The 21,603-nt window shown below is 44.5% G+C and carries 17 protein-coding genes and 2 pseudogenes; 13 read left to right on the top strand and 6 right to left on the bottom strand.

Translation table 11 applies throughout. The features are described 5' to 3' along the window. Nucleotides 1-19: 19 nt before the first annotated feature. Nucleotides 20-1,138 (bottom strand): HD-GYP domain-containing protein, encoded by a 1,119-nt coding sequence (locus tag P4S58_RS20720; protein WP_337165534.1) that lies wholly within the window; start codon nt 1,136-1,138, stop codon nt 20-22. Between the two features lie 193 nt (nt 1,139-1,331). On the opposite strand from P4S58_RS20720, the gene P4S58_RS20715 reads away from it, so the two are divergent. The 3 genes from P4S58_RS20715 (at nt 1,332) to P4S58_RS20705 (ending at nt 3,471) form a co-directional block, all read left to right on the top strand. Next, nucleotides 1,332-1,913, top strand: a complete 582-nt coding sequence (locus P4S58_RS20715) for a histidine phosphatase family protein (protein WP_102939834.1) — start codon at nt 1,332-1,334, stop codon at nt 1,911-1,913. 33 nt (nt 1,914-1,946) lie between these two features. Beyond that, nucleotides 1,947-2,405 carry a GNAT family N-acetyltransferase gene (locus P4S58_RS20710; protein ID WP_337165532.1) on the top strand — a complete coding sequence of 153 codons (459 nt, stop codon included), beginning with the start codon at nt 1,947-1,949 and terminating at the stop codon, nt 2,403-2,405. A 265-nt stretch (nt 2,406-2,670) separates the two neighbouring features. Continuing rightward, on the top strand, nt 2,671-3,471 hold the full coding sequence (locus P4S58_RS20705) for a hypothetical protein (protein WP_337165530.1): 801 nt from the start codon (nt 2,671-2,673) through the stop codon (nt 3,469-3,471). Nucleotides 3,472-3,589: 118 nt separating this feature from the next. Here the strand turns inward: P4S58_RS20705 and glgX are convergent, their stop codons facing one another. After that, on the bottom strand, nt 3,590-5,566 hold the full coding sequence (gene glgX / locus P4S58_RS20700; protein ID WP_102953252.1) for a glycogen debranching protein GlgX: 1,977 nt from the start codon (nt 5,564-5,566) through the stop codon (nt 3,590-3,592). A gap of 443 nt (nt 5,567-6,009) precedes the next feature. On the opposite strand from glgX, the gene P4S58_RS20695 reads away from it, so the two are divergent. Together P4S58_RS20695 and P4S58_RS20690 are read left to right on the top strand one after the other, a co-directional pair. Further along, entirely contained in the window at nt 6,010-7,344 is a 1,335-nt protein-coding gene (locus P4S58_RS20695) for a carbohydrate porin (protein WP_337165528.1), read from the top strand. Between the two features lie 64 nt (nt 7,345-7,408). Further along, a complete protein-coding gene (locus P4S58_RS20690; protein WP_269349239.1) occupies nt 7,409-8,251 on the top strand; it encodes a MalM family protein in 843 nt (280 codons plus the stop codon). A gap of 75 nt (nt 8,252-8,326) precedes the next feature. Here the strand turns inward: P4S58_RS20690 and P4S58_RS20685 are convergent, their stop codons facing one another. Beyond that, complete coding sequence (locus P4S58_RS20685) at nt 8,327-9,964, bottom strand: glycoside hydrolase family 13 protein (protein WP_337165525.1); 1,638 nt, start codon at nt 9,962-9,964, stop codon at nt 8,327-8,329. A gap of 198 nt (nt 9,965-10,162) precedes the next feature. Between P4S58_RS20685 and P4S58_RS20680 the strand changes: the two genes are divergently transcribed. Continuing rightward, a complete protein-coding gene (locus P4S58_RS20680) occupies nt 10,163-11,059 on the top strand; it encodes a LysR family transcriptional regulator (protein ID WP_337165523.1) in 897 nt (298 codons plus the stop codon). A gap of 77 nt (nt 11,060-11,136) precedes the next feature. Here the strand turns inward: P4S58_RS20680 and P4S58_RS20675 are convergent, their stop codons facing one another. Further along, complete coding sequence (locus tag P4S58_RS20675; protein ID WP_042479459.1) at nt 11,137-11,559, bottom strand: Hsp20/alpha crystallin family protein; 423 nt, start codon at nt 11,557-11,559, stop codon at nt 11,137-11,139. A 275-nt stretch (nt 11,560-11,834) separates the two neighbouring features. Between P4S58_RS20675 and P4S58_RS20670 the strand changes: the two genes are divergently transcribed. The 5 genes and pseudogenes from P4S58_RS20670 to P4S58_RS20650 all read left to right on the top strand — a co-directional run bounded on the left by P4S58_RS20670 (nt 11,835) and on the right by P4S58_RS20650 (nt 16,907). Next, the gene (locus tag P4S58_RS20670; RefSeq protein ID WP_337165853.1) at nt 11,835-12,101 is read left to right on the top strand and encodes a hypothetical protein; all 267 of its coding nucleotides are present in this window, start codon (nt 11,835-11,837) and stop codon (nt 12,099-12,101) included. Between the two features lie 113 nt (nt 12,102-12,214). After that, the gene (locus tag P4S58_RS20665) at nt 12,215-13,738 is read left to right on the top strand and encodes an ABC transporter substrate-binding protein (RefSeq protein ID WP_337165520.1); all 1,524 of its coding nucleotides are present in this window, start codon (nt 12,215-12,217) and stop codon (nt 13,736-13,738) included. Nucleotides 13,739-13,821: 83 nt separating this feature from the next. Beyond that, nucleotides 13,822-14,678, top strand: a pseudogene (locus P4S58_RS20660) (ABC transporter permease). 1 nt (nt 14,679) lies between these two features. Continuing rightward, nucleotides 14,680-15,486, top strand: coding sequence for an ABC transporter permease (locus tag P4S58_RS20655; RefSeq protein ID WP_337165517.1), 807 nt, complete (start codon nt 14,680-14,682; stop codon nt 15,484-15,486). Further along, on the top strand, nt 15,483-16,907 hold the full coding sequence (locus P4S58_RS20650; protein WP_337165515.1) for an ABC transporter ATP-binding protein: 1,425 nt from the start codon (nt 15,483-15,485) through the stop codon (nt 16,905-16,907). The genes P4S58_RS20655 and P4S58_RS20650 overlap by 4 nt, the downstream gene beginning before the upstream one ends. Before the next feature lie 70 nt (nt 16,908-16,977). Here the strand turns inward: P4S58_RS20650 and P4S58_RS20645 are convergent. Next, a pseudogene (locus P4S58_RS20645) lies at nt 16,978-19,045 on the bottom strand (alpha-amylase). Nucleotides 19,046-19,249: 204 nt separating this feature from the next. On the opposite strand from P4S58_RS20645, the gene P4S58_RS20640 reads away from it, so the two are divergent. Beyond that, nucleotides 19,250-19,783: a hypothetical protein gene (locus P4S58_RS20640; RefSeq protein ID WP_337165513.1), complete on the top strand. Its 534-nt coding sequence runs from the start codon at nt 19,250-19,252 to the stop codon at nt 19,781-19,783. On the opposite strand, the gene P4S58_RS20635 is transcribed toward P4S58_RS20640, so the two are convergent. Further along, a complete protein-coding gene (locus tag P4S58_RS20635) occupies nt 19,767-20,180 on the bottom strand; it encodes a DNA-binding protein (RefSeq protein WP_102965107.1) in 414 nt (137 codons plus the stop codon). The two genes, P4S58_RS20640 and P4S58_RS20635, sit on opposite strands and share 17 nt — an antisense overlap. A 94-nt stretch (nt 20,181-20,274) precedes the next feature. Between P4S58_RS20635 and P4S58_RS20630 the strand changes: the two genes are divergently transcribed. After that, a complete protein-coding gene (locus P4S58_RS20630; RefSeq protein WP_337165510.1) occupies nt 20,275-21,183 on the top strand; it encodes an aldo/keto reductase in 909 nt (302 codons plus the stop codon). Nucleotides 21,184-21,603 lie beyond the last annotated feature (420 nt).

The raw sequence follows: 21,603 nt of genomic DNA, 5'->3' as shown, positions 1-21,603 counted from the left end.
CAGGTTTATAGAGAAGAAACTAATCGTCTCTAAATCGGGTAACGATATCGGCAGCTTGATCGATGTTTTCAGTCAGTGCGTTAACACAAACAGGATCAAGTTTGCCAATCTCTACCATTTTTTGCAGTTCTTTAATGGACTCTTCAATTGACATAGGTTCCTTGTAAGGGCGTTTACTGGTAAGTGCATCAAATATGTCTGCCACGGTGACAATTCGCGCTTCTATCGGAATTTCATCGCCCACCAAACCTTTCGGATAACCTGTGCCATTAAGGTATTCATGGTGGCCTGCCACAATGTTGAGCATTAACTGTGAATCGCTGAGGTGGGAGAGCTGATAGTCATCCAATACTTTAGAGATGATTTTGATCCCTTTATCGACATGGCCTTTCATAATTTCAAACTCTTCTTCAGTGAGCTTGCCGGGTTTGAGCAGTATTTTGTCGGGAATTCCTATCTTTCCGATATCGTGCAATGGACTAAACAAATAGAGATGCTCGATAAACTCATCGGTGAACTGAAATTGATCGGCGATCGATTTCGCTATCATGCGTGACAGCAGTGCCATTCGGTTCAGATGCATGCCAGTTTCGAAATCCCGCAGGTGAGCGAAGTCTCTCGCAGCCTGAGCTGTGGCTAACAAAGCCTGAACCGTTGATATCTCACTGACGATAGTTAGGGTAATCAGTTTGGTCAGTAGTACCAGATCTCTTTGAACCTGCTCGTCAAAGTAACCTTCTACTTCACTGTCGATAAAAATAAAACCAATGAAATGGTTGTCTGTCATCATTGGTATGGTAAAGGAGGAGCGATATTTCTGTTCGAGAAGCCAATCAGAGTGGGCGGTTCCTGTGCCAATCTCTTCTTCAATTTTGTCGATAACTCGGCACGAACCACTCTCTCTCAGTTTTTGCAATTGATAGCTTTTACTCAGCGGAAATTCATAACGACTAATGGCGTGCCCTGAATTAGTACTGTTAATAAAGGTTTTCAGAAGGTCGGTCTGCTGATCATAAAGTGCGCAGGCAATACGGCACACTCCTGGTGAGCGTTCTAGTATCCGGTCATGTAGATCTTTAAGCCTGTCCGTCAGCGAGTTTTCTATATTGTTTAATGGGTTGTGTAATATGCTAGCCATTTCAACGCCCAACCTTATTTATTAGATAAACTAATTATAAGTGGCATTATCTGAAGCGTTCCTAAATCTCAATTATTGGCCTTGTTTCGTGAGTCCGAGCACAAACTGTTGTCTGTTTCTAAAAGATCTACATTGGTTTCATATCTGTTTATAATGGCGTATTGCTTTTTAAGATTGAAACAAATGGCTCTCAATGACTAAAACCTTTTATATGATGCGTCACGGTGAGACGCTGTTTAATGTGAGAAGAAAAATCCAAGGTTGGTGTGATTCACCACTAACTGAAAAGGGGATTCGTCAGGCAGAACTTGCCGCCAAGTTTTTTGACAATATTGAACTCGATCGCCTCTACAGCTCTTCTACTGAACGCGCCAGCGATACCGCTGAAATCGTGACCCGCAACAGAATGCCTTTAACTCGTCTTAAAGGGTTGAAAGAGATGAACTTCGGCACTTATGAAGGTGAGAGTGAAGATCTGCATCCAAGTTACGAAGCTCGTGAAACACACTATTTGCAGTTTGGTGGTGAGTCTCGCCAGCAATTAAAAGATCGCGTGCTGAAAACTTGCATTGAAATCATGGAGCAAGAAGGTAATAACACGGTTCTGGCGGTGTCGCATTCAGGTGCATGTAAACACTTTTTGTCCCTATGGCACGACTTAGATGATGTACTGAAAGGACCTATCCCGAACTGCTGCGTAATCAAATATGAGTATGAAAACAAAACCTTTAAGTTGGTGGAAATATTCGATATAACCAAAAACTTCAAGGAATAGTATTCATTCACATATAAGACGGACAATTAAGATATGGACATCATTATCGATAGCCTAGAAGGCGGAGCAGTTATAGGACTCTTGGAAGAGCATTTAGCAGATATGTACGCCACTTCTCCACCTGAGAGTGTGCATGCTCTCGATGTTAACGCGCTCAAATCTTCCGAGATCACTTTCTTTAGCGGCTGGCGGGATGGGCAGTTAATGGGGTGTGTGGCGATAAAGCAGCTGGACGAATCACACGCTGAGTTGAAGTCGATGCGTACCTCACGCCACGCCAGAAAATCAGGGGTAGCGACTCAGCTACTGCAACATGCTTTAAACGTATCAACGGAACGTGGGTATCAACGTGTGAGTTTAGAAACTGGCTCGGAAGAGTACTTCCTTGCTGCACGAAACTTATATGAGAAGTTTGGCTTTAATTATTGCGAACCATTTGCGGACTACAAACCGGATCCGAACAGTAAGTTCATGACTGTTGAGCTAAGGTAGCCAATAAATTAGGACAGAAAGATGACACAGAAGTTGTTTTGGGCAAGGCTCAAAGCAGCCTAAGCTAATTCTCAAAGTTGACTATTTCTACGTAATAAAATAATTCCACTCTGATCACAAAATCACCAAAAAAGTGCGTTTGGTCACATTTTTGTGCAAGACTGTTAAGTTCACATAAGTGTAAATCTATTGATATCAACAAGTTAACAGTTGGCACTGCTTATGCAATTCCTTGCTATAGACAGGTATGCAGGAGATCAGTGACATGGAAATGATTGGCAATAACTTTATTCTTGGTTTGGTCGGTGAAGTTTCTACATTAGTTTCAAAAGGTTCACGTCGTAGTTTGCTAAAGCATCAGGCTTCAGTTACCAAGTTGCTGGATATGATTGATATGGTCAGACAGCATCGATCGCTCACTCACCAATTTCTTTTTAATCATCAACAAGAGGTTGTAGAGAAAATTGCGGCTCTGGATGAGGAGATGACGAAAGCAAATACCAAGCTAGCGAGTGACCGTTACGTTGGTAATTCTATCGAAAGAATCGCACTGAAAAACAAGCTGTCCCAATTAACCAGTAGCTACAAGAATCGCTCGATTTCGAACAATTTGGTGGTGCACGGTAAAGTGATTCGCCAACTGATTTTTCAGATCGATAGCCAGATCCTTATCTCTCTTGATAAAGCCGACAAGCTGGAGTTAGCAGGAGAATACAATGATCAGTGGCAAGCGGTGATGTCTGGTATTGAAGCGTTGACTCAGTATCGATTAAGCATCATGGCAATGAACATGAACTTAAAACCGGCACTACTCGCTAAACAAGCGAATGTTCTCTATTCAAGACTGGTGAAAGTGAGTGACGTGTATTCGGATTACCATCCAGACTTGAATGAGTGTATGACACAGCTGGAACAATATTTGACCGAGCATAAACATACAGAAGAGTATCAGGCTAAGTTGTTTGATCTGAGTTCGGAGATTTCCGCTACCTTGGTTGACGTTTATGAAGCAATCATTGAAAAAACCTTTGCTAAAGCCATTAACGGTGGTTATTCCGCTGAATGATAAGCAAGATAAAAACGGGAGAGCTATTGGCTCTCCCGTTTTGTTTACTGCGATATCTATTGTTCACGAGCATTTGATCATTACTTTGTGATCGTTCACATCGATTGGTTTGAACGACCTAGGATTTGCATTTCTTCTTCGGTTGGAAATGAAGAATCGCCATTGAAGATGGAAGTTGCAGTATTTCTCCTTCAGCGTGACCTGGCTGGATATGGCACAGGTTAGTGTCACAGATAATTTTCCAGTCCTGACCGCGATCATGAGGCAGTTTAAATCTTGCCGGAGCATTGGTTTGATTGATCAAATACAGCATCTCTTGTTCATCTTCACCGATGCCCATGTGTAGGGCTACCGCACTGACTCTGTTCCAGTCATCATGCTCCATCAGCCCACCGTCTACTCGTCGCCAGAAGATACGATTGAAGTTGCGTTCGTCACCACTGAAGGCACGAATAAACGGAACCATATAGGTTTGACGAGCGGCAACCATTTGAGCGAGCCACTCTTTGAAGATGCCTTTGCGTTCGGTGTTCTCCCAGTTTATCCAACTGATTTCGTTATCCTGACAATAAGCATTGTTGTTACCCTTCTGGGTATGGGATAACACATCTGCGGTGAGAATATGCGGTATACCAAACGCAAACAGCAGGCTTGCCATGAAGTTACGCTTTTGGCGCTCACGGGTTGCCTGAATCACGAGGTTATCTGTTTCACCTTCTTCACCATAGTTATCAGAACGGTTATCACCGTGGCCATCGCGGTTTTGTTCACCGTTGGCTTCATTGTGTTTGTGCTTGTATGACACCAGATCCTGAAGGGTGTAACCATCGTGGTAAGTAATGTAGTTGACGGTTAGCTTATATGGCCAGTTAGCTGCGCTGTAGAGATCTCGTGAGCCCATAAGACGAGTTGCAAATTCTTTTAGATAGCCCTGATCTCCACGCCAAAAGCTGCGGGTAATGTCGCGCAGTTTGTCGTTGGTTTCGTTCCAGCCAAAAGGGAAATTACCGACTTGGTAGCCGTTAGGACCAATATCCCAAGGTTCAGCAATCAACTTCACTTCTCTCAGTATTGGGTCTTGAGCCACAGCTTTGAAGAAAGCGGCATCGCTGCTGAAATCATCACCTCGACGACCTAGCGTTGCCGCTAAATCAAAACGGAAGCCATCGACTTTGTACTCGTTTACCCAGTAACGAAGGGTATCCATCACAAGGTTTAACGAGGGCTGATAAGAGAGGTCAACGGTATTACCGCATCCAGTGAAATTGGCGTAATGAGAACCGTGTCTCAGGTAATAGTTTGGATCGAGCGCTTTGAGATTGAATACTGGACCGTCTTGCCCACCTTCTGCGGTATGGTTGTACACCACATCTAAAATCACTTGGATGCCTTGCTTATGCAATTCTCTTATGACGGTTTTTAACTCGGTTACTGCATCTTTAACGGCGTAGCGTGGATCGGGTGCCATGAACACAAAAGGGTTGTACCCCCAATAGTTCACTTTACCCATATCCAACAAATGAGGTTCATGCATACAAGCTGCAATTGGAAGCAGTTGCAAGGTGTTGATATGTTGATCGCGATAAAACTGCAACATTGGCTCGCTGATCAAGCCTAAATAGGTTCCGCGAACGGTATCATCCACATTTGGGTGACGTTGAGTTAGCCCTTTGACGTGCGTTTCAAACAGCACCATTTCATCACGGGAAATAGCAGGCTTGTGTGAATCTTGCCAATCGAAGTCATCGCTTATGACGATACATTTCGCGAGCTCAAAGCTGTCTTCTTCAGAAAATGGAGGAGTATAAGTAAGCGGAGCATCTAACGCTTTGGCATAAGGGTCTGACACGTACAATAAACTGTTGTCGTCTTCATGAGAGATAAAACCATACCGTTGGCCTGCTTTGATGCCTGCCATGTAGGTGTGCTTTATTCCAGCATACTCTCCTTCCAAAGGGTGTGTTTCGTAACTGCCATCAGAATTGAACAAGGCAAGCACCAAATCATCGTTGGCAGGCGCATAGATAGAAAAGTTGCATCCATTTGGATCAAGTGTTGCACCTAAAGGATACGGACGAGAAGCTGTAGTAGTCATCGTAAGTTACGTTCTTATAGTTAGAGTTAAGTTACCCACTGAATTAAGTAAAAAGCTTTGGGACTCTTAGGTCAAGCGCCCTTTAATAAAATATATTCTGTAATTTCATTACAGTTTTATGAATAATTTATCGCCAAATAGTGATCTAATGCATTTTGTATTCCAATAACCTGAAAGGTTTCGATCACTACTCCCCCTAAATTGCGTGATCAACGTTTTAAAAACACCATACATGAAAAAAACTCCTCCCTAATCATCCCCCTCAAATTAATTTAGGGTGGAGGAAGTCATCCCTATACGACTTGATTAACCTAAATAGCGTTGAAACAACTGGGGACTTGTCCCGTCTTACCTCTTTTTATTTTGGCCGGATTTCTGCCTTTTCGGCTCCAAGTAGAAAGAGAACTAAGGAACTAAAAATAAAATCCTATTTGGAGTTAAAAATGAAAAAAGTAAGTGTAATTGCTGCCGCAGTGGCAACAGCTCTTTTCGCTGGCCAAGCTTTAGCTGAAAACGAAGTAGCACTAGATGTAACTTCTGGTGAAGGTGCAATGAACGTAGAGGTTAAAAAACCAACAGAAGTTATTACAGATGGTTGGGAAGTTCACGGTTACGCTTCTATGAACTTCCGTATGGTTAATGGTGAAACGGTAGATACTGAGTTTGGTAAGCCAGACTACAAAACTGCAGGTACTCACGGTAAAAGTACCAACCAAGTAGAATTCTCAATTAAGAAGCACACTGAACACCAAAATGGCGTTTGGTCTAACTTCAACGTACGTACTGAGTACGGCAACGGCAACTCTTATGCTTACAGCTCTTCTGGTAGTCAAAAACAAAATGACGAAGCACAATTTGAAGTTAAAGAGACGTTCGTTGAAATCGGTGGTTTTGACTTCCTAGGTCAAGATACTTCTATCTGGGGCGGTCAACGCTTCCTAAACCGTGCTGCAGGCCTGCTTTCTGGTGAGTTCTGGAAACAGTCTTCAGGTGTTGGTGCTGGTGTTCAATCTAAACTAGCGGGTAACACTGCAGGTTTCGCAATCGTTGTAGCAGACCCAGACGCGGGCAATGCTACTCATGATGCAGAGCGTACAACGCTGACTTCTTATGACTTCTACTACTACGGTGTAGACGCTGGTATCGGTAGCTTAGACTTTGATTTCAAATACATGGAGCAAGCGAACAAGGACAGCAACGCAGAAGATGGCTTCGGCGCTGCAATTACCTTGAACTCTAGCTACTATGGCCTAGATGGTTGGACTCAAACAGCTATCGCATACGGTAAAGGTGTTGCTCAAAACCGTGGTGTGAACTTCGGTGGCTGGTCTGGCGGTGACGAAAACCAAGAATCAATTTTCTTCACTTCTTACGGTGTGCTTAACATCTCTGAAAACTGGCAAATGGGTTCTGAAATGACGTACTTCGCTGCGTTAGATGAACTATTTACTGCGAAAGACCTAAAACGTTATATTGTTGCTGTTCGCCCTTCTTACAAAGTGAACGACAACCTACGTCTAGAAATGACAGGTTCTTACGCACATGAAGAAGGTGCTGACGGTTACTGGGGTCGTTCTGGCGATGCAGTAGAAAGCGATATTCTAAACCTAGAAGTTGCTGCTGCGTTTACAGTGAATGCAGACTACTTTGGTCGTCCACAAATTAAACCTTACGTAAGCTACATTTCTGCTGATGATGAAGCGAGTGCTTCACAAATCGGTATCAAAGATGGTAAGAGTGAAACTGTTATCGGTGTTCACACTGAAATCTGGTTCTAACCCGATACCATTAGCGAAGGCAGCCTAGGCTGCCTTTTTGCGCAATCAATAGAGAGATAAAATAATGACAAGAACAAAAACCTTACTTGCTGTTTCCTTAGGTGCTCTACTTACTGGTTGTGCGACTCAGTCCCAGACTCAATTGCACATCGATCCCCCGACGAACACTGAAATTTGCTGTTCAAGCTATGCGCAGTTCCCTTTTGCACAGCTTGGTGACAACGAGAATATTAAATTTGATATCGATTTGGCTTCTCCTGTGGGCAGTTTTCCATCTGGAAACAGTCATTTTGCGGCTTTTCGCTTTAGCGACCGTTCACAAGACATCTTGCTGACATTGTCTAGTCAGTTTGTGAATGACTCCGTATTTGCTCCAGAAGTCATATTGCTGAACGAAGCATTTCAACCCGTAGCTCAATATTCATTAGAAGAATTCCAGACTAAAGCGGCGGATGCTTTTAGTCGTACTCAATACGTTACTCGCTTCAGAGTGGACGCGGCGAAAACGCCATACATGATTGTTTACACGTCTGCTGAGACTTTAGGGCAACGAATTACCGTTGATCACCCAGCAAAGGTTAGAGCTAAAGAATTCGGCGAAGCTATGCCAATGGTTGTAGACCCAACCTACACTTATCAACTTGGTGGAACACTCGGGCTAGAGGTGGAAACACTGAAACTTCGTCCTTTTAAAGCGAACCCGAAAACGGCAGTTGCAGAACCAGTAAAAGCGAAAGCTGTTGTGATTGAAGCTCAGCCAGAGACAAAAACGTTCTACCTAAACGCAATTCAAAAGGCAGTGGCAGACAATGACATTAATAAAGCTCTAAGCCTACTTGATGAAGCCAAAGCTCTGGGTATTGAAGATGCTCAAGAAGTGTTTGTGAAAGCGGTGAACGCCAAATAATCCAATATATGGATTCGATTTGAAGACAAAGGAGCAGTAATGCTCCTTTGTCTGTTTTATCACTACAGTTTTGTTCTATCGCTGCAGTTTTACGGCAAACGATTCAAACGGAAGCAGTGTCAGTTCACCGTCGAGGTTATTTCTTGGCGGGTAGTTACTAATCAGGTGTTCAACGCTATCTAGCCCTGCAACTTCAGATAGTGAGAGGGTTTGAGGCTCTTTACTGAAGTTATTTACCACCAGAATTCTATCGTCTTCATCTTCACGTAAATAGGCAAACACGGCTTCATGAGATTCACATACAGGCGTGAAGTGACCGTACACAATCACTGGCATGGTTTTTCGCAGCTGAATTAACGTTTGGTAGTGATAGAAAATGGAATCACGGTCTGCGAGCGCTTGTTCAACGTTGATGTCCACATAGTTTGGATTCACTTTGAGCCAAGGCTTAACCGTGCTGAACCCTGCATATTCTTGATCATTCCACTGCATCGGAGTGCGGGCATTGTCGCGGCTGTTTTCATGCAGCGCCGCCGTCATCTCTTCATGGGATACACCCGCTTCGGTACGTACTTTGTAGAAGTTCAGCGTCTCAATATCTTGGTACTCATCCAGTGAATGGAACTCTACATTGGTCATACCCAGCTCTTCACCCTGATAAATGTAAGGCGTTCCTTTTAAGAAATGCAGTGTTGTTGCCAGCATCTTGGCTGACTCGACACGATATTCACCGTCGTCGCCATATTTGGACACTGCGCGCGGTAAATCATGGTTATTCCAAAACAATGAGTTCCAGCCTTGGTTTTCTAGCTCGACTTGCCACTTGGTTAAAACCTGTTTGAACTCGCTGAGTTTTAACGGAATCGGCTGCCATTTGTCGCCATCTTTCCAAGTGAGCGTGATGTGTTCAAACTGAAACACCATCGACAACTCATTGCGTTCTGGGGCGCTGTAGAGTTTTGCAATTTCCGGTGTCGCACCCCAAGTTTCACCTACGGTGAGAAGATCTTTATCGCCAAAAGTGGCTCGATTCATTTGCTGTAATAGGGAGTGCAAACGTGGGCCATTGCCCGTGATTTTTTTGTCGATCTCTTTGCCGATAAGGTCAATAACATCAAGGCGGAAACCACCAATACCTTGTTCTATCCACCAGTTCATCATGTCGTGAACCGCTTGCTGAACGTTCGGATTCTCCCAGTTCAGGTCTGGCTGGCGTTTAGAGAACAGGTGGAAGTAATACTGCTCTGTAGTTGCATCCCACTCCCACGCGCCACCACCAAAAATGGAGCCCAAATCGTTGGGTGGTGAACCGTCAGCATTGGCATCGCGCCATATATAGAAGTCACGATATGGGCTGCTTTTGGATGATTTCGCTGAAATAAACCAAGGATGTTCATCTGAGGTGTGATTGACGACTAAATCCATCACCACTTTTATATTTCGTTTGTTTGCTTCATCAAGTAGGCATTTCATATCTTCCATGGTACCGAACTCAGCAGCGATAGCCTGATAGTCTGAAATGTCATAGCCGTTATCATCCATAGGTGACTGATAAACGGGCGACAGCCAGAGCACGTTCACACCCAGATTTTTAAGATAATCGAGTTTGCTGATGATGCCCGGCAGGTCGCCAATACCATCGTGGTTAGAGTCGCAAAAGCTGCGAGGATAAATTTGATAGACAACGGCATCATGCCACCACTGTTTTTGCATAGTACTTTCTCCCAAATTCCAACAAGACTCTAAGCAATATAGTGAGACAGAGGGGAAAAGAACAATTGATTAGATTTACTATGATATAGAATTTAGCTATATCATGTTGAGTTGATACTGGTTTGCGGTTTTAATGGTCTTCAACAGTGAAAAATCCATTTTTCAAAGTGTGATATCAATAATTATTGGTGGTTGGCTATGCATAAAAACTATCGTTATTTCCTGATGGTTGCTCATTTAGGCAGTATCAAGCAGGCTGCGGAACAACTGCATATTAGTCAGCCTTCACTGACATCTGCCATGCAAAAATTAGAAAGTGATATTGGTGTTTCTTTGTTTCACCGCCGTTCAAAAGGTATGGAGCTGACGGAATACGGCAAAATGCTTAAAGAGCATGTTCAGCAGCAGCAGGAACAGCATAATCAGTTATTGCATCGACTGCATGACATGCATCAGCGAGAAGCCGGTAAGTTGAAGCTGGGCACGGGTGATACATGGTGGGAACTGTTTGTTCGAGATGCAGTGAGCCAACACCTAGAGCAAGTGCCAAAATCCTCTATTGAACTTGAGTTTGGTAATAACTTGTCGCTCATGCACCACTTAGTGCAAGGGGAAATCGACCTGTTTGTCGGACATGAAATTCGACATTTGCATGAAAGGTGTCGGGTGCAGTTTGTCCCTTTGCTGCAAGATCTCGAAGCCGTTTATGTACGTGGTGATCATCCACTGCTAAAGCGTAATGTGCGGTCTATATCAGAGGTAGATGCGAGCTATCCTCTGATTCGTGTCACGCCGGATCATGCACGGCACAGCGTAGTACTTGCGGATCATATGAAATCGCAGATGGGCATATCGTCGGATGTTGGACGCTCCACTTATAACGTGGATTCATTTTCAGCCAGCCTGGATATATTGCGCAGCAGTGATGCCATTATGCCCTACAGCAGTGAGTTGTCAGCATGGATGATGCAGAAAGGGTTTAAGACCCTTTTCATTGATGAAAACAAGCTTGGTAACGTTGGTATCTACCACAAAATAGGCTGTGACGACGAAAAGGTGTTATCGATGATAGAAAGGATTCGGCAAAGAGTCTGAGACAGAAAAAGGGGCATCTCGCCCCTTTTGGATTTTGGTTGTACACATCGAATGAGCTATCAATTGGCATGAATCAACTAACTGATAGTGATGCGGTGGTCTTCCACTTGTTGCGTTTCTAGCTTAGGAACAACCACAACCAACACGCCATCCTCAAATTCTGCGTAAATGTCTTTTGGATTTACGTTTTCGCTTAAAGAAAAGCTGCGAACCATTTTTCCTTCATAGCGTTCTTTGTGGATGACTTTGTTCTGATCTGTATTTTCTTCGGTTTTGCTGGTGGAGGCTTCAATTGTTAGCGCACCATTTTTATAGGTGATGATCACATCATCTTTAGCAACTCCCGGCAAATCGGCAATGATTTCAAATGCGGTTTCTTTTTCAATCACATCAACGCGAGGTGAAAAAGCCTCCGCATCAAATCGAGTGCGAATTGATGGGAATGCATGATCAAATACGCGATAGAAATCAGACCATGAATCACGAGGAATTAAGCTCATCATAACCTCCCATTTTCTATCTTTTGCTACCTCACTAATTGTAGTTCTTGTGCTGTCAAGTGAAGGGAAAATTGAAGTTTGATTGATCAAAATCAAGCCCAATTCAAGCGTAAGAAATGCGAATTCAAACCGGGATGGCATATCGGAATTTTGTCATCAAATAGCCTTTTTTCTGTAACCCATTTTTAATGTTCGCTGCGTAGGTTATGCCGGTCTTAAAAATAGTGCTCATGGGTAAATTCCAGAGAACTAAGTGGTTAATTAAGCAGGAAATGATGGCAAGAGTAACTCACGATTTTGATGTGTTGATTATTGAATTACTGCAGCAGCAGGGCTTCATCAAGAAAGAAGCGGAAGCTTACTTAAAGAATGAAGTTTACCGTTTAGAGCCGGAAGAGATTCAGAAAATTAAAAACTACGCCAAGCATTTTGGTTTATCAGCCAAAGAGAAACTGATTCAGGAAATACTCGACCTACGCAGGGAAACCTTGTTTAACAAGCTATCTAAGAAGTTGGAGAGAGAGCTAGAAATTGCGGATTAACGAGTTTTGTAGTTCGTTCTCTTATTTGGTTTTGAAAATTATTCTCATTAAAATTGAAACTCAAATTAATGTTATGTTATAACAAAACACTTTTAGTCAGTAGAGTTATAACTATGAGAATTTTTACAACAGCACTGTTGGCATTAATGTTTGTTTTTAAAGCAAATGCGGACACACCTCCTTCTAAATCAAACACAGTTACCATCAGTGCTGCGTTTGAATTTGCTAACGTTGACCCATCATCAAGTGGGTATATTTTTACTAGGATGCAGGTCATTGAGACGCTTTTTGATGTGGACAATTCGGGGAATTTGCTCCCAGGTCTGGCGTTAGAAGCGACGCCAAACAATGAGCTAACTGAATGGACAATCACACTGCGTGACGGTGTTCGCTTCCACGATGATTCACTGATGAACGCGGATACAGTGGTGAACAGTTTAAACATTGCGCTGAGCAAATATGGTTCGCTAGGCAAAGTGCCAGTGAAAAACATTGTAGCGCAAGGTGAAAACAAGGTTGTTATCGAACTTTCTGAAGCATACAAAAGTTTACCTGCGGTGCTTGCCAACTATTCCAATGTGATTTTAAGCCGAGCCTCTTATGCTGAAGATGGCAAAGTGGTGAACTTGATTGGCTCAGGCCCATACACGCTTTTTGAGGTTACGCCGCCGCACAAAATTACTGTTAAGAAATTTGATGGTTATTGGGGCAAGAAAGCGAGTATTGAATACGCCACTTATCTGACTGGTCATCGCGGTGAAAGTCGCGTATTACAAGCCATAAGTGGTCAGGCTGACATTGCTCTTCAGCTTCCGCCAGCCAGCATTATGCGTTTAAAAATGAATCCGCAAACCGATGTTCAGTCTTACTCTTTACCGCGTACTCTTGTTTTAAAACTGAACAATGCTCATCCGTACCTAAACTCCGTTAAAGCGCGTCAGGCGTTGAGCCTTGCTATTGATCGCAAAGGCATTGCTAGCGCTGTGCTAGGCACTCCAGATTCGGGAACCGCGCAACTGTTGCCTCGCTCAATGAGTGACTGGTATTTAGAGTCTTTTGCAAACCCAGAGTCTGATATTCAGAAAGCTAAAGCGATGCTTAAAGAACTCGGTTGGACTGAAAACAGCCAAGGTTTGTTGGAGCGAGACGGTAAAGTGTTTGAGTTGTCATTGATTACCTACGCTGACCGTCCAGAGCTGACGAATGTAGCCACAGCGCTTCAAGCACAGTGGAAAAAGCTGGGTGTAAAACTGAATGTAAGTATTACAAGTTCAAGTTCGATTCCAGCTGGTCATCAGGATGGTTCTTTAGAAGTGGCATTGATTGCGCGTAACTATGGCGTGATTGCAGACCCTCTGGTGGTATTAAGTAATGACTTCTCAGCGGAAGGTGGGGATTGGGGCGCAATGAATTGGTCCAACCCAGAGTTTAATCAGTTGATTAAACAACTTAACTACACGCTAGATGCAGACAAGTATCGCGAAAAAGCGCAGAGAGCGGCAACCATTCTTGCTACTGAACTGCCAGTGATCCCTGTTTCCGCTTACACAGAAGAAGTCTCAGTGAACAAACGTCTCAAAGGTTTCCACTTTGATCCATTTGGCCGCAATTTTTATCTTAGCGACTTGGAGTTTTGATTCTCGTGTGGCAGTTAATTTATAACCGCATTTTGCAGCTTTTGGCTGTGGTATTTGGAGTTGGCGCATTGACGTTTGTTCTGATGCGTTCACTTCCGGGGGATATGGCTTTCCGTATTGCCTCTAGTCGCTACGGTCAGGATAACGTTAGCGCGGAAGCGGCCGAATATATTCGCCAAGAGTTGAATTTGAACCAATCGGGGATCTCGTCTTTTTCTCTTGGTTAATCGATCTTGCGCAGTTTAACTTGGGCAACTCTTTGGTCAGTGGTCAGCCAGTCAGTGATATTGTCAGTCATCAGTTAGGGCATTCCTTAATGCTTGCCGTAGCTGGGCTTGCTTTGTCCGTCTTGATTGCATTCCCGCTCGGTCTCGCGAGTGTGAAATGGCAGAAATGGTTTGAGCCTGTCGCTGTTGTTTTTTCAATCGCAGTTCGTGCGCTTCCTGTGTTTGTAATTGGTTTAATTTTCATTCTGATGTTTGCGCTTTATTGGCAATGGTTACCCGTTGCTGGTTTTGACACACCTCAGCATTTGATTCTGCCTACCCTTACTCTAGCGATAGCGTTGGCTGCAACCTCAAACCGGATTGTCGCCAGCTCAACTCGTCAGGTTTTACGTGCGCCTTTTTATCAGTTTTCAATGATGAAAGGGCTATCACCTTTACGAACCTTTCAGCGTCACGGAGTTCGCAATATTTTGCTGCCTGTTGTTGCGTTTATCGGTATCCAGTTTATTACCGTGATTGAAGGGATAGTAATGATTGAATCTCTGTTCTCATGGCCGGGAGTCGGGCATGGTTTGGCTCATGCGATTTTTGCCCGCGATATTCCTGTTATTCAGGGCACGGCGCTCTGTTTAGGTGTGATGTTTGTAATGTTGAATACGGTTGTTGACCTTCTGTGCTTCTGGATAGACCCGCGAATTAAGGAGGAGCAATAACATGCTAGCAGCCTTCGATAACAAAAAACTCTATAGCAACAGATCGCGCCTTTTCGGTGTGTTGCTGCTGTGTGTGTTGATCTCGATGTCGATGATTGGCTGGGCTATGAACGTCGATCCGGCAGAGCAAAACTTGTCTGCGGTTTTGATGCCGCCGGGTGCCGAATACTGGTTAGGTTCCGATCACTATGGTCGCAATATGTTTGCCCGTTTAAGTGAAGCTCTGCGTCTTTCCTTGAGTCTGGCAATCATCTGCGTGTTAAGTGCGAGTACCATTGGCTGCATATTGGGTGTGATTGCAGGTTGGTACGGCCGTTGGCTCGACAATGGGCTCAATATTATCGTCAACATACTTCTTGCTATGCCGGGTTTGGTTTTCGTGCTGTTGTTTGTAGCGTTGGTACCCGGCTCTTTTACCGCCATTTATATCGCGATTGCGCTGGTACAGTGGGTAGAGTATTTCCGTGTAAGTCGCTCGCTGACTCAGTCTCTTGCCAACAGTCCTGAAATTCAAAACGCTCTCTTGTTGGGCTTTGGTCGTGTTTATATTTTTCGCCACCATTTATGGCCGACACTACGTTCACCTGTGTTGACTATGGCAGCATTCGGTGCCGCTAACGCCGTGCTTTATATGGCTTCTCTTGGCTTTGTTTATGTGGGCATTCAGCCGCCAACCAGTGAACTCGGACAAATGATTGTTGAGCTTTTTCCATATTACGGTGATGCGCCGTGGTTACTTCTTCAACCTCTAACAATGCTGGCGTTAATTGTATTGGCATTCCATTTGATTGCAGGAGAGACACGATGAGTGAATTGCTGAGAGTTTCGAATCTGCATATCTCAATGGGTGAGCGCATTCTGTTGGAAAATGTGTCGTTAGCGGTGAATAAAGGTGAACCGCTGGTGATCCTTGGTCAAACAGGGTCAGGTAAAAGCTTGTTGCTTAAGTGGATCATGGCGAGTATTGATTCTGCATTATCGTGCACGGGTGAGATTGCTGTTCACGGAGAGGTGATGAATATGATGCAGCGCCGTACTCTCTGGGGTAAACAAATGGCAATGCTGTCACAAGAGCCAATGTCGACGCTTGATCCTTTGATGAAATCGGGTGAGCAAGTGGCAGAAGTGTCGAGATTTGTCTTAGGGCATTCCGCGCCACAAGCACGTCTCATGGCACAGCAAGAGCTGGAGCGTTATGGTTTAGCGCAGGCTTATCAAAAGCGTGTAGGGCAACTCTCAGGAGGTATGGCTCAACGTATGGCGATTTGTGTGTCAACTGCCGCCAACGCTTCCATCATTCTTGTAGACGAGCCAACCAAAGGTTTGGATGTCAGTCGACGTGATGATGTTGTCGACATGCTGCGTGATAAGTCCAAAAACGATGGTCTGATTGTGGTAACGCATGATGTTGAAGTTGCGCAGCGTCTAGGCGGACAAATACTGGTTCTTCATTATGGAAAGGTAGTCGAGCAAGGGCAAACACAGCAAGTGCTTGCTCATCCGCAGCAGGAATACACTAAAAAGCTGATTCATTCGACACCGAAAAATTGGGCACAAAGCCGAAGTAAAGATATTGCTCAGGAGCGAATCTTGAGTGTAGAAAATGTGGCAATACAACGCGGCAAACAAAAGTTGTTTGATTCGCTGACATTTGACGTTCAACAAGGTGAGATTGTCGGCATTGTTGGCGACAGTGGCTGTGGTAAAAGCAGTTTGGGTGATGCGATTTTAGGGCATCTTAAAGTGTCTTCGGGTGAGATTGTTCGTCAAAAAACTCAGGGTAAAGCTAAGTGGCTTAAGTTATATCAAGATCCATTTACTTCGCTTTCTCAGCATCTCACTCTAGGAAAAATGTTGGATGACTTGATTGCACTGCACAAGTTGGATGCCAGTCGCGTTGCACCATTAATGAAAAAACTCGCTTTGCGTGAGCAGGTGCTTACTTGTAACAGTAGTCAGGTATCCGGTGGCGAGCTTCAGCGCTTCTCGATTTTACGTGCTTTGCTGATGGAGCCTGTATTCTTGTTTGCTGACGAACCGACGTCGCGTTTAGATCCTATTATTGCCAAAGAAGTGACGATGCAATTGGTACAGCTAGCACGTGAGCAAAATTGCAGCTTGCTAATCGTCAGCCATGACCCTGATTTGATTAATGCGATTGCAGATAAAGTCATCAACATTAGCGATTATGCCCCTCAAGCGGTAAGTTTGCAGGAGTGTATTGCTTAGCTTTCATCTCTTCCAAAAAAAGGACAAGAGCAGATGTGCCCTTGTCCTTTATTATCTTGATTGTGAGTAATTACTTACCGACAAACGCAACGATAACTTTGTCTTCTCCTAGGGTGCGAGAAAATACGTAAGGGCTATCTTGTTTTGACGACGCTTGTGTTATGACTTGGTGTTTGCCCGCACCAATGGCTGGGTGACGCTGCCTAAATTGCCCGACGGTTTGCCAGTGTTCCAGCAACGCTTCTCGCTCGGCATCCAACTTCCAAACCATATCTGAGCGGGTTCCTTGATGGAAATCATCCGCATAAGGGCCTAAGTCTCTTGCGACTTCATCTCCGTAATAAACCTGAACAGCTCCCGGGTTTAGCAACAGGGCGTTGGCTGCGTTACGTTGCATTTCAAACGACTTGAAACGGCTGAAAAATAGCTCGGTATCGTGTGAAGACATATAACTCACAGCGTTGAAATCCGCTTCTTGTTGCAGCGTTTTCGCGTTTGCCTGATAAACACTTTCCATCTGGCTAAAGCAGGTTGCACCTTTGTCCATTTTCTTTTGCACATCAAAGTTGATCAGTGCATCGAAGCCGTCATCAAAATACGGGCTGCGATAAGCGCCATGTCCCCACACTTCGCCCATCATCCAAAAGGGTTCGCCTTGCTTATTATGTTCTTTGCGCCACTGATTCAAATTATCGCTGGCGGCTTGTTTCAGACGTTTCCACACTTCACCTTCAACGTGTTTCACCGTATCTACACGGTAGCCATCAATTCCAAAGCGTTTTACCCAGTCGCTTTGCCATTCAATCAGATAATCAGATACGGTGAAGTTATCTTGTGCCTTCACTCTTGTTCCGGCGTTTTCCAGCAGCCACTTAGGTGGTTTAACGAATTCAGTCGATTCAGTACGGAAATCGGGTAGGCCAGCCAACGTCATGGTGATATCACCAGAGCCCGGTTTCGGATAACCCGGTAGTCCGGTGCGAACCCAGTCGCCTCCCCACCAGTCTTTCCAGTTATTGCTGTTGTAATCAATGAACTGGTGGAAACTGTGCCAGTTCTCTCCAGCAGAACTTGATGGTGCCCAATCCGCCCATTTTGCTGGCAGCTGTGAACCGTTTACAACGTTGATTTTATCGACTTGTAAATCAGCCAGTGTCGCGTAACCGGAGTGGTTAATAACCGCATCTAGCAGAATTTTTATGCCCCGTTTATGGGCTTCTTCAACCAGTGCTTTTAAATCTTCATCGACACCAAAGTTTTCATCGATTTTAGTGAAATCACGAGTCCAGTAGCCGTGGTAGCCATAGAATGGGAATGAACCACTTTCTCCACCACCGACAAATCCGTGGATTTGTTCCACAATCGGAGAGAGCCAAATAGCATCTGTACCTAGGCTTTTGATGTAGTCTAGCTTTTCAATTACGCCTTTGAGATCACCGCCATGAAAGGTGCCGACTTCATCTTTACCGTCTTTTTCTTCGCCCATAACTGTTGTCGTTACTGGTATCGCCGTTGTTAAAACGGTCGACCATGACGAAATAGATGTTGGCATTACGGTAGTTGAATGGCTGAGGCTTGGCTTCAACAGGCTCAAGTAAGATTAAGCCGCCGCTGTTCGCTTGTGGGGTTAATGACACGGCACCTTGTTTTACTGTCACCACCTTGCCACTGAAAGCATCTCTTAATTGCGTTCCGTTTGTGAAAGTATCACCGACTTTGACAGTGACTTCGCCGCCAGAGTATTTCTCACAGGTAACATCCGGAATCGGTCGTTTGAAATCACTGTTCGCTGTTTTTTTCGCCTGACGAACAAACGTCAGCGTTTGTGCTTTGTCGTCATAGCTAAACGCGTAATCGCCGGTGAAGCGGATTTTAAGTGGCAGTGTGGTCGCTCCTGCACAATTCAGAGATACAGGAGTATTAAATTTGATGCTTGATATTTCACCTGCCTGACAGCTTCCCTCCAAACCCGTAACTGTTAGTGTGTAGTCATCTTTGGTCAATGGAATTACTAACGGGTTTTGGCTGTCTAATGGGTAGTCACGACTGTTGGTTGTCGTGGCTATAGTCAGGTTTGGTGCCGCGAAGGCACATGGAATAATGGCACATAAGGCAAGGGTTACAGTTTTTAGTTTCATCGTCACGTCCATATGGGATCTTATAGTCCCTCTAGGTAAACAGACTTTAGGATAAATCGATTAAAGACTAAGCACATCCTTCCTCCGCCTACGCCTTAAGATCTTGAAGTGGTTCACAAAAGAGAATTTGGGGGCGTAGTTCATCGGCACTTGTAGAAAGCGATGAAAAGGCTAACACTAAGGGCAGGAAAGAGAGGTAATCGTATGTGGAAATGGTTCGTCATCATGTTTTGGAGTGGGGTAGCATTGGCTGCGCACCCAAGCTTTTTGCAGCCATTTATCAGCGGTGAGCAGCCTTGGCCCACTCAGCGAGAACTTCGCCAAACGGACACATGGTTAGAGTGCAGTGAAAATATCTTTATCACCTCTTGGTGTGGCGATGAGTTTAACTACTATACCTTGAGAGTGTGGCCGGAAGTCACGGGCGACCAAGATGGGGGTATTAAAACGCTGACTCTGCATGGTGCTTATTCGACCAACGATTGGAGTCTGCTGCAACTGAACCTGCGTAAAGATGGTTTTCAACTGCAAAGCATCCAACTTGGAGAGCAACAGTTTTCAATCCGTGACCAATTGAAGACTGAGTCGACCCGAGAAGTTGATAAGGCCTTAGTTTTGTTCATTAACCGCAATGCCCACTCTTTTCCTAAAATCCTTCACTGGCAGAAAGACAACATTATGGCAAAGCTTGTCACGGACGGAAAAAGCGCTGAAGTTCAGTTTATTCGTTCGGAGTAATTGCTGAGGGTTGGCGCTGAAGAAAGTTCGCCATTGAGGTTTCGTCTAAATACCCGTCGGCTTTCTTATGTGCCCGCAAATACTGATAACCCGCAATTATCTGTCGCTGTTGGTTTTGCTTATCGTGGCTCAAGCTTTCACCAGTAACGAATTTATGTGCGAGGCAGTAAGCTTCCATATCCACCACTTCTGCTTTGCGATACAGATACCCACAGCCGGTTGCTAACCATTCCAGCGAACAGTTGGCACGAATCGCTATCTGATTTGCCTTTGCTAAGCTAGGTTCACTACCTTTTAGATATTTTCTTATCAGGCCTTCAGACAGATCAACGCGTCGCGCAAACCCGCTGATGCTTTCTTCGCCAATCAATTCTTGTAAACGTGTAGAAAAAGTCACAACTTCGTACTCCAGTTCGAACTTCTATAGTTTATCTGTTGAGGCGAGGAATAAACAAGCTTAGGATGAGCCCGTCGGATTAAGGAGTAATATTATGGTTGCAAAAGTGACAATCGCCCCGCAAGGACCAGACTTTTCAGAACTGGTTCAAGGGTATTGGCGAATGGCAGATTGGGGAATGACTCCTCAAGAGCGCCTGACGTTTATCAAACAGCACCTAGAGTTAGGTATCACGACTGTTGATCACGCAGATGTTTATGGTAACTACGAATGTGAAGCCTTGTTTGGTGAAGCTTTGGCGTTAGAACCATCTCTTCGTGAGCAAATGCAGATCATTACTAAGTGTGATATCAAACTGCGCAGCGACAAGCACCCAGAACGCAAAATTAATCACTATGACACCAGTTCTGCACACATCTACCAATCGGTGAATAACTCACTTGAGCGTTTAGGTGTCAACGAGATTGATGTTTTGTTGATCCACCGTTTAGATGTTTTGCTTGACGCGGATGAAGTGGCCGAAGCGTTTGCTGAGCTTCATAAAGTCGGTAAGGTGAAACACTTCGGCGTTTCAAACTTCACACCATCTCAGTTTTCACTACTTCAATCTCGTTTGGGTAAACCACTGGTTACCAATCAGGTAGAGATTAACCCGCTTAACTTTAATGTTGCCGATGACGGTACATTAGATCAGCTACAAATGCTGCGTACCCGCCCTATGGCATGGTCATGTCTAGGTGGTGGTGAAATCTTTAAAGGTCAGTCAGAGCAAGCTGTTCGTGTACATAACGTGTTAGAAGAACTGCGTGAAGAGATTGGTGCTGAGAGCATCGACCAAGTGATTTACGCTTGGGTTCGTCGCCTTCCTTCTAAGCCACTTGCAATTGTTGGCTCAGGTAAGATTGAACGCGTTCAGTCGGCAGTGGCTGCACTGGACTTAGAACTGACTCGTGAGCAATGGTACCGAGTTTGGGTGGCTTCTAAAGGCCACGGTGTGCCATAGAAAGTACTTAAATCAGTATTTTCGAGTCGAAACAGCTCCCTGTCATGAATGTGGCAGGGAGTTTTTTTTATAACTCTCCTCTGGGTCATACTGCTCCTGTCTCTTCACTCTTGCTGGATTCATCCCTCTTAAATTAGTCAGCTAGCTCACTCATCTGTCTGATTCGTCATTTGTCGCTTTTTGTCGGTGTTGTTTGTTCGAAAGCCGACAAACGAAGCGACAAATTGTCGTTTTATCTCTGGTCGTTTTGTGACCTTCTTCAAATTCATATAGTAAATCAACCTGTTAGCGAGGACGTTGGTCTGGATTAGTAATTGCACTGGATTAGCCAATGAAGACGTTATGAAAAAGTTGATGCTGTAACAATACGGTTTCAGTGAAGCACCAACCAACGCAATGGAAGCGGGTGTCAGCAAAAAA

This window comes from Vibrio sp. Hal054, from assembly GCF_037162405.1.
GTDB lineage: Bacteria > Pseudomonadota > Gammaproteobacteria > Enterobacterales > Vibrionaceae > Vibrio > Vibrio diazotrophicus.
The sequence above is the reverse complement of the archived record's forward strand: the minus strand, read 5'-3'. Positions and strand labels throughout refer to the sequence as shown.

Bases quoted from the DNA above. Each gene is read 5' to 3' on its own strand.
- P4S58_RS20685 (WP_337165525.1), bottom strand. From the start codon at position 9,964: ATGCAAAAACAGTGGTGGCATGATGCCGTTGTCTATCAAATTTATCCT.
- P4S58_RS20640 (WP_337165513.1), top strand. From the start codon at position 19,250: ATGTGGAAATGGTTCGTCATCATGTTTTGGAGTGGGGTAGCATTGGCT.
- P4S58_RS20670 (WP_337165853.1), top strand. From the start codon at position 11,835: ATGGCAAGAGTAACTCACGATTTTGATGTGTTGATTATTGAATTACTG.
- P4S58_RS20690 (WP_269349239.1), top strand. From the start codon at position 7,409: ATGACAAGAACAAAAACCTTACTTGCTGTTTCCTTAGGTGCTCTACTT.
- P4S58_RS20695 (WP_337165528.1), top strand. From the start codon at position 6,010: ATGAAAAAAGTAAGTGTAATTGCTGCCGCAGTGGCAACAGCTCTTTTC.
- P4S58_RS20675 (WP_042479459.1), bottom strand. From the start codon at position 11,559: ATGAGCTTAATTCCTCGTGATTCATGGTCTGATTTCTATCGCGTATTT.
- P4S58_RS20655 (WP_337165517.1), top strand. From the start codon at position 14,680: ATGCTAGCAGCCTTCGATAACAAAAAACTCTATAGCAACAGATCGCGC.
- P4S58_RS20710 (WP_337165532.1), top strand. From the start codon at position 1,947: ATGGACATCATTATCGATAGCCTAGAAGGCGGAGCAGTTATAGGACTC.
- P4S58_RS20705 (WP_337165530.1), top strand. From the start codon at position 2,671: ATGGAAATGATTGGCAATAACTTTATTCTTGGTTTGGTCGGTGAAGTT.
- glgX (WP_102953252.1), bottom strand. From the start codon at position 5,566: ATGACTACTACAGCTTCTCGTCCGTATCCTTTAGGTGCAACACTTGAT.
- P4S58_RS20715 (WP_102939834.1), top strand. From the start codon at position 1,332: ATGACTAAAACCTTTTATATGATGCGTCACGGTGAGACGCTGTTTAAT.
- P4S58_RS20630 (WP_337165510.1), top strand. From the start codon at position 20,275: ATGGTTGCAAAAGTGACAATCGCCCCGCAAGGACCAGACTTTTCAGAA.
- P4S58_RS20720 (WP_337165534.1), bottom strand. From the start codon at position 1,138: ATGGCTAGCATATTACACAACCCATTAAACAATATAGAAAACTCGCTG.
- P4S58_RS20680 (WP_337165523.1), top strand. From the start codon at position 10,163: ATGCATAAAAACTATCGTTATTTCCTGATGGTTGCTCATTTAGGCAGT.
- P4S58_RS20665 (WP_337165520.1), top strand. From the start codon at position 12,215: ATGAGAATTTTTACAACAGCACTGTTGGCATTAATGTTTGTTTTTAAA.
- P4S58_RS20650 (WP_337165515.1), top strand. From the start codon at position 15,483: ATGAGTGAATTGCTGAGAGTTTCGAATCTGCATATCTCAATGGGTGAG.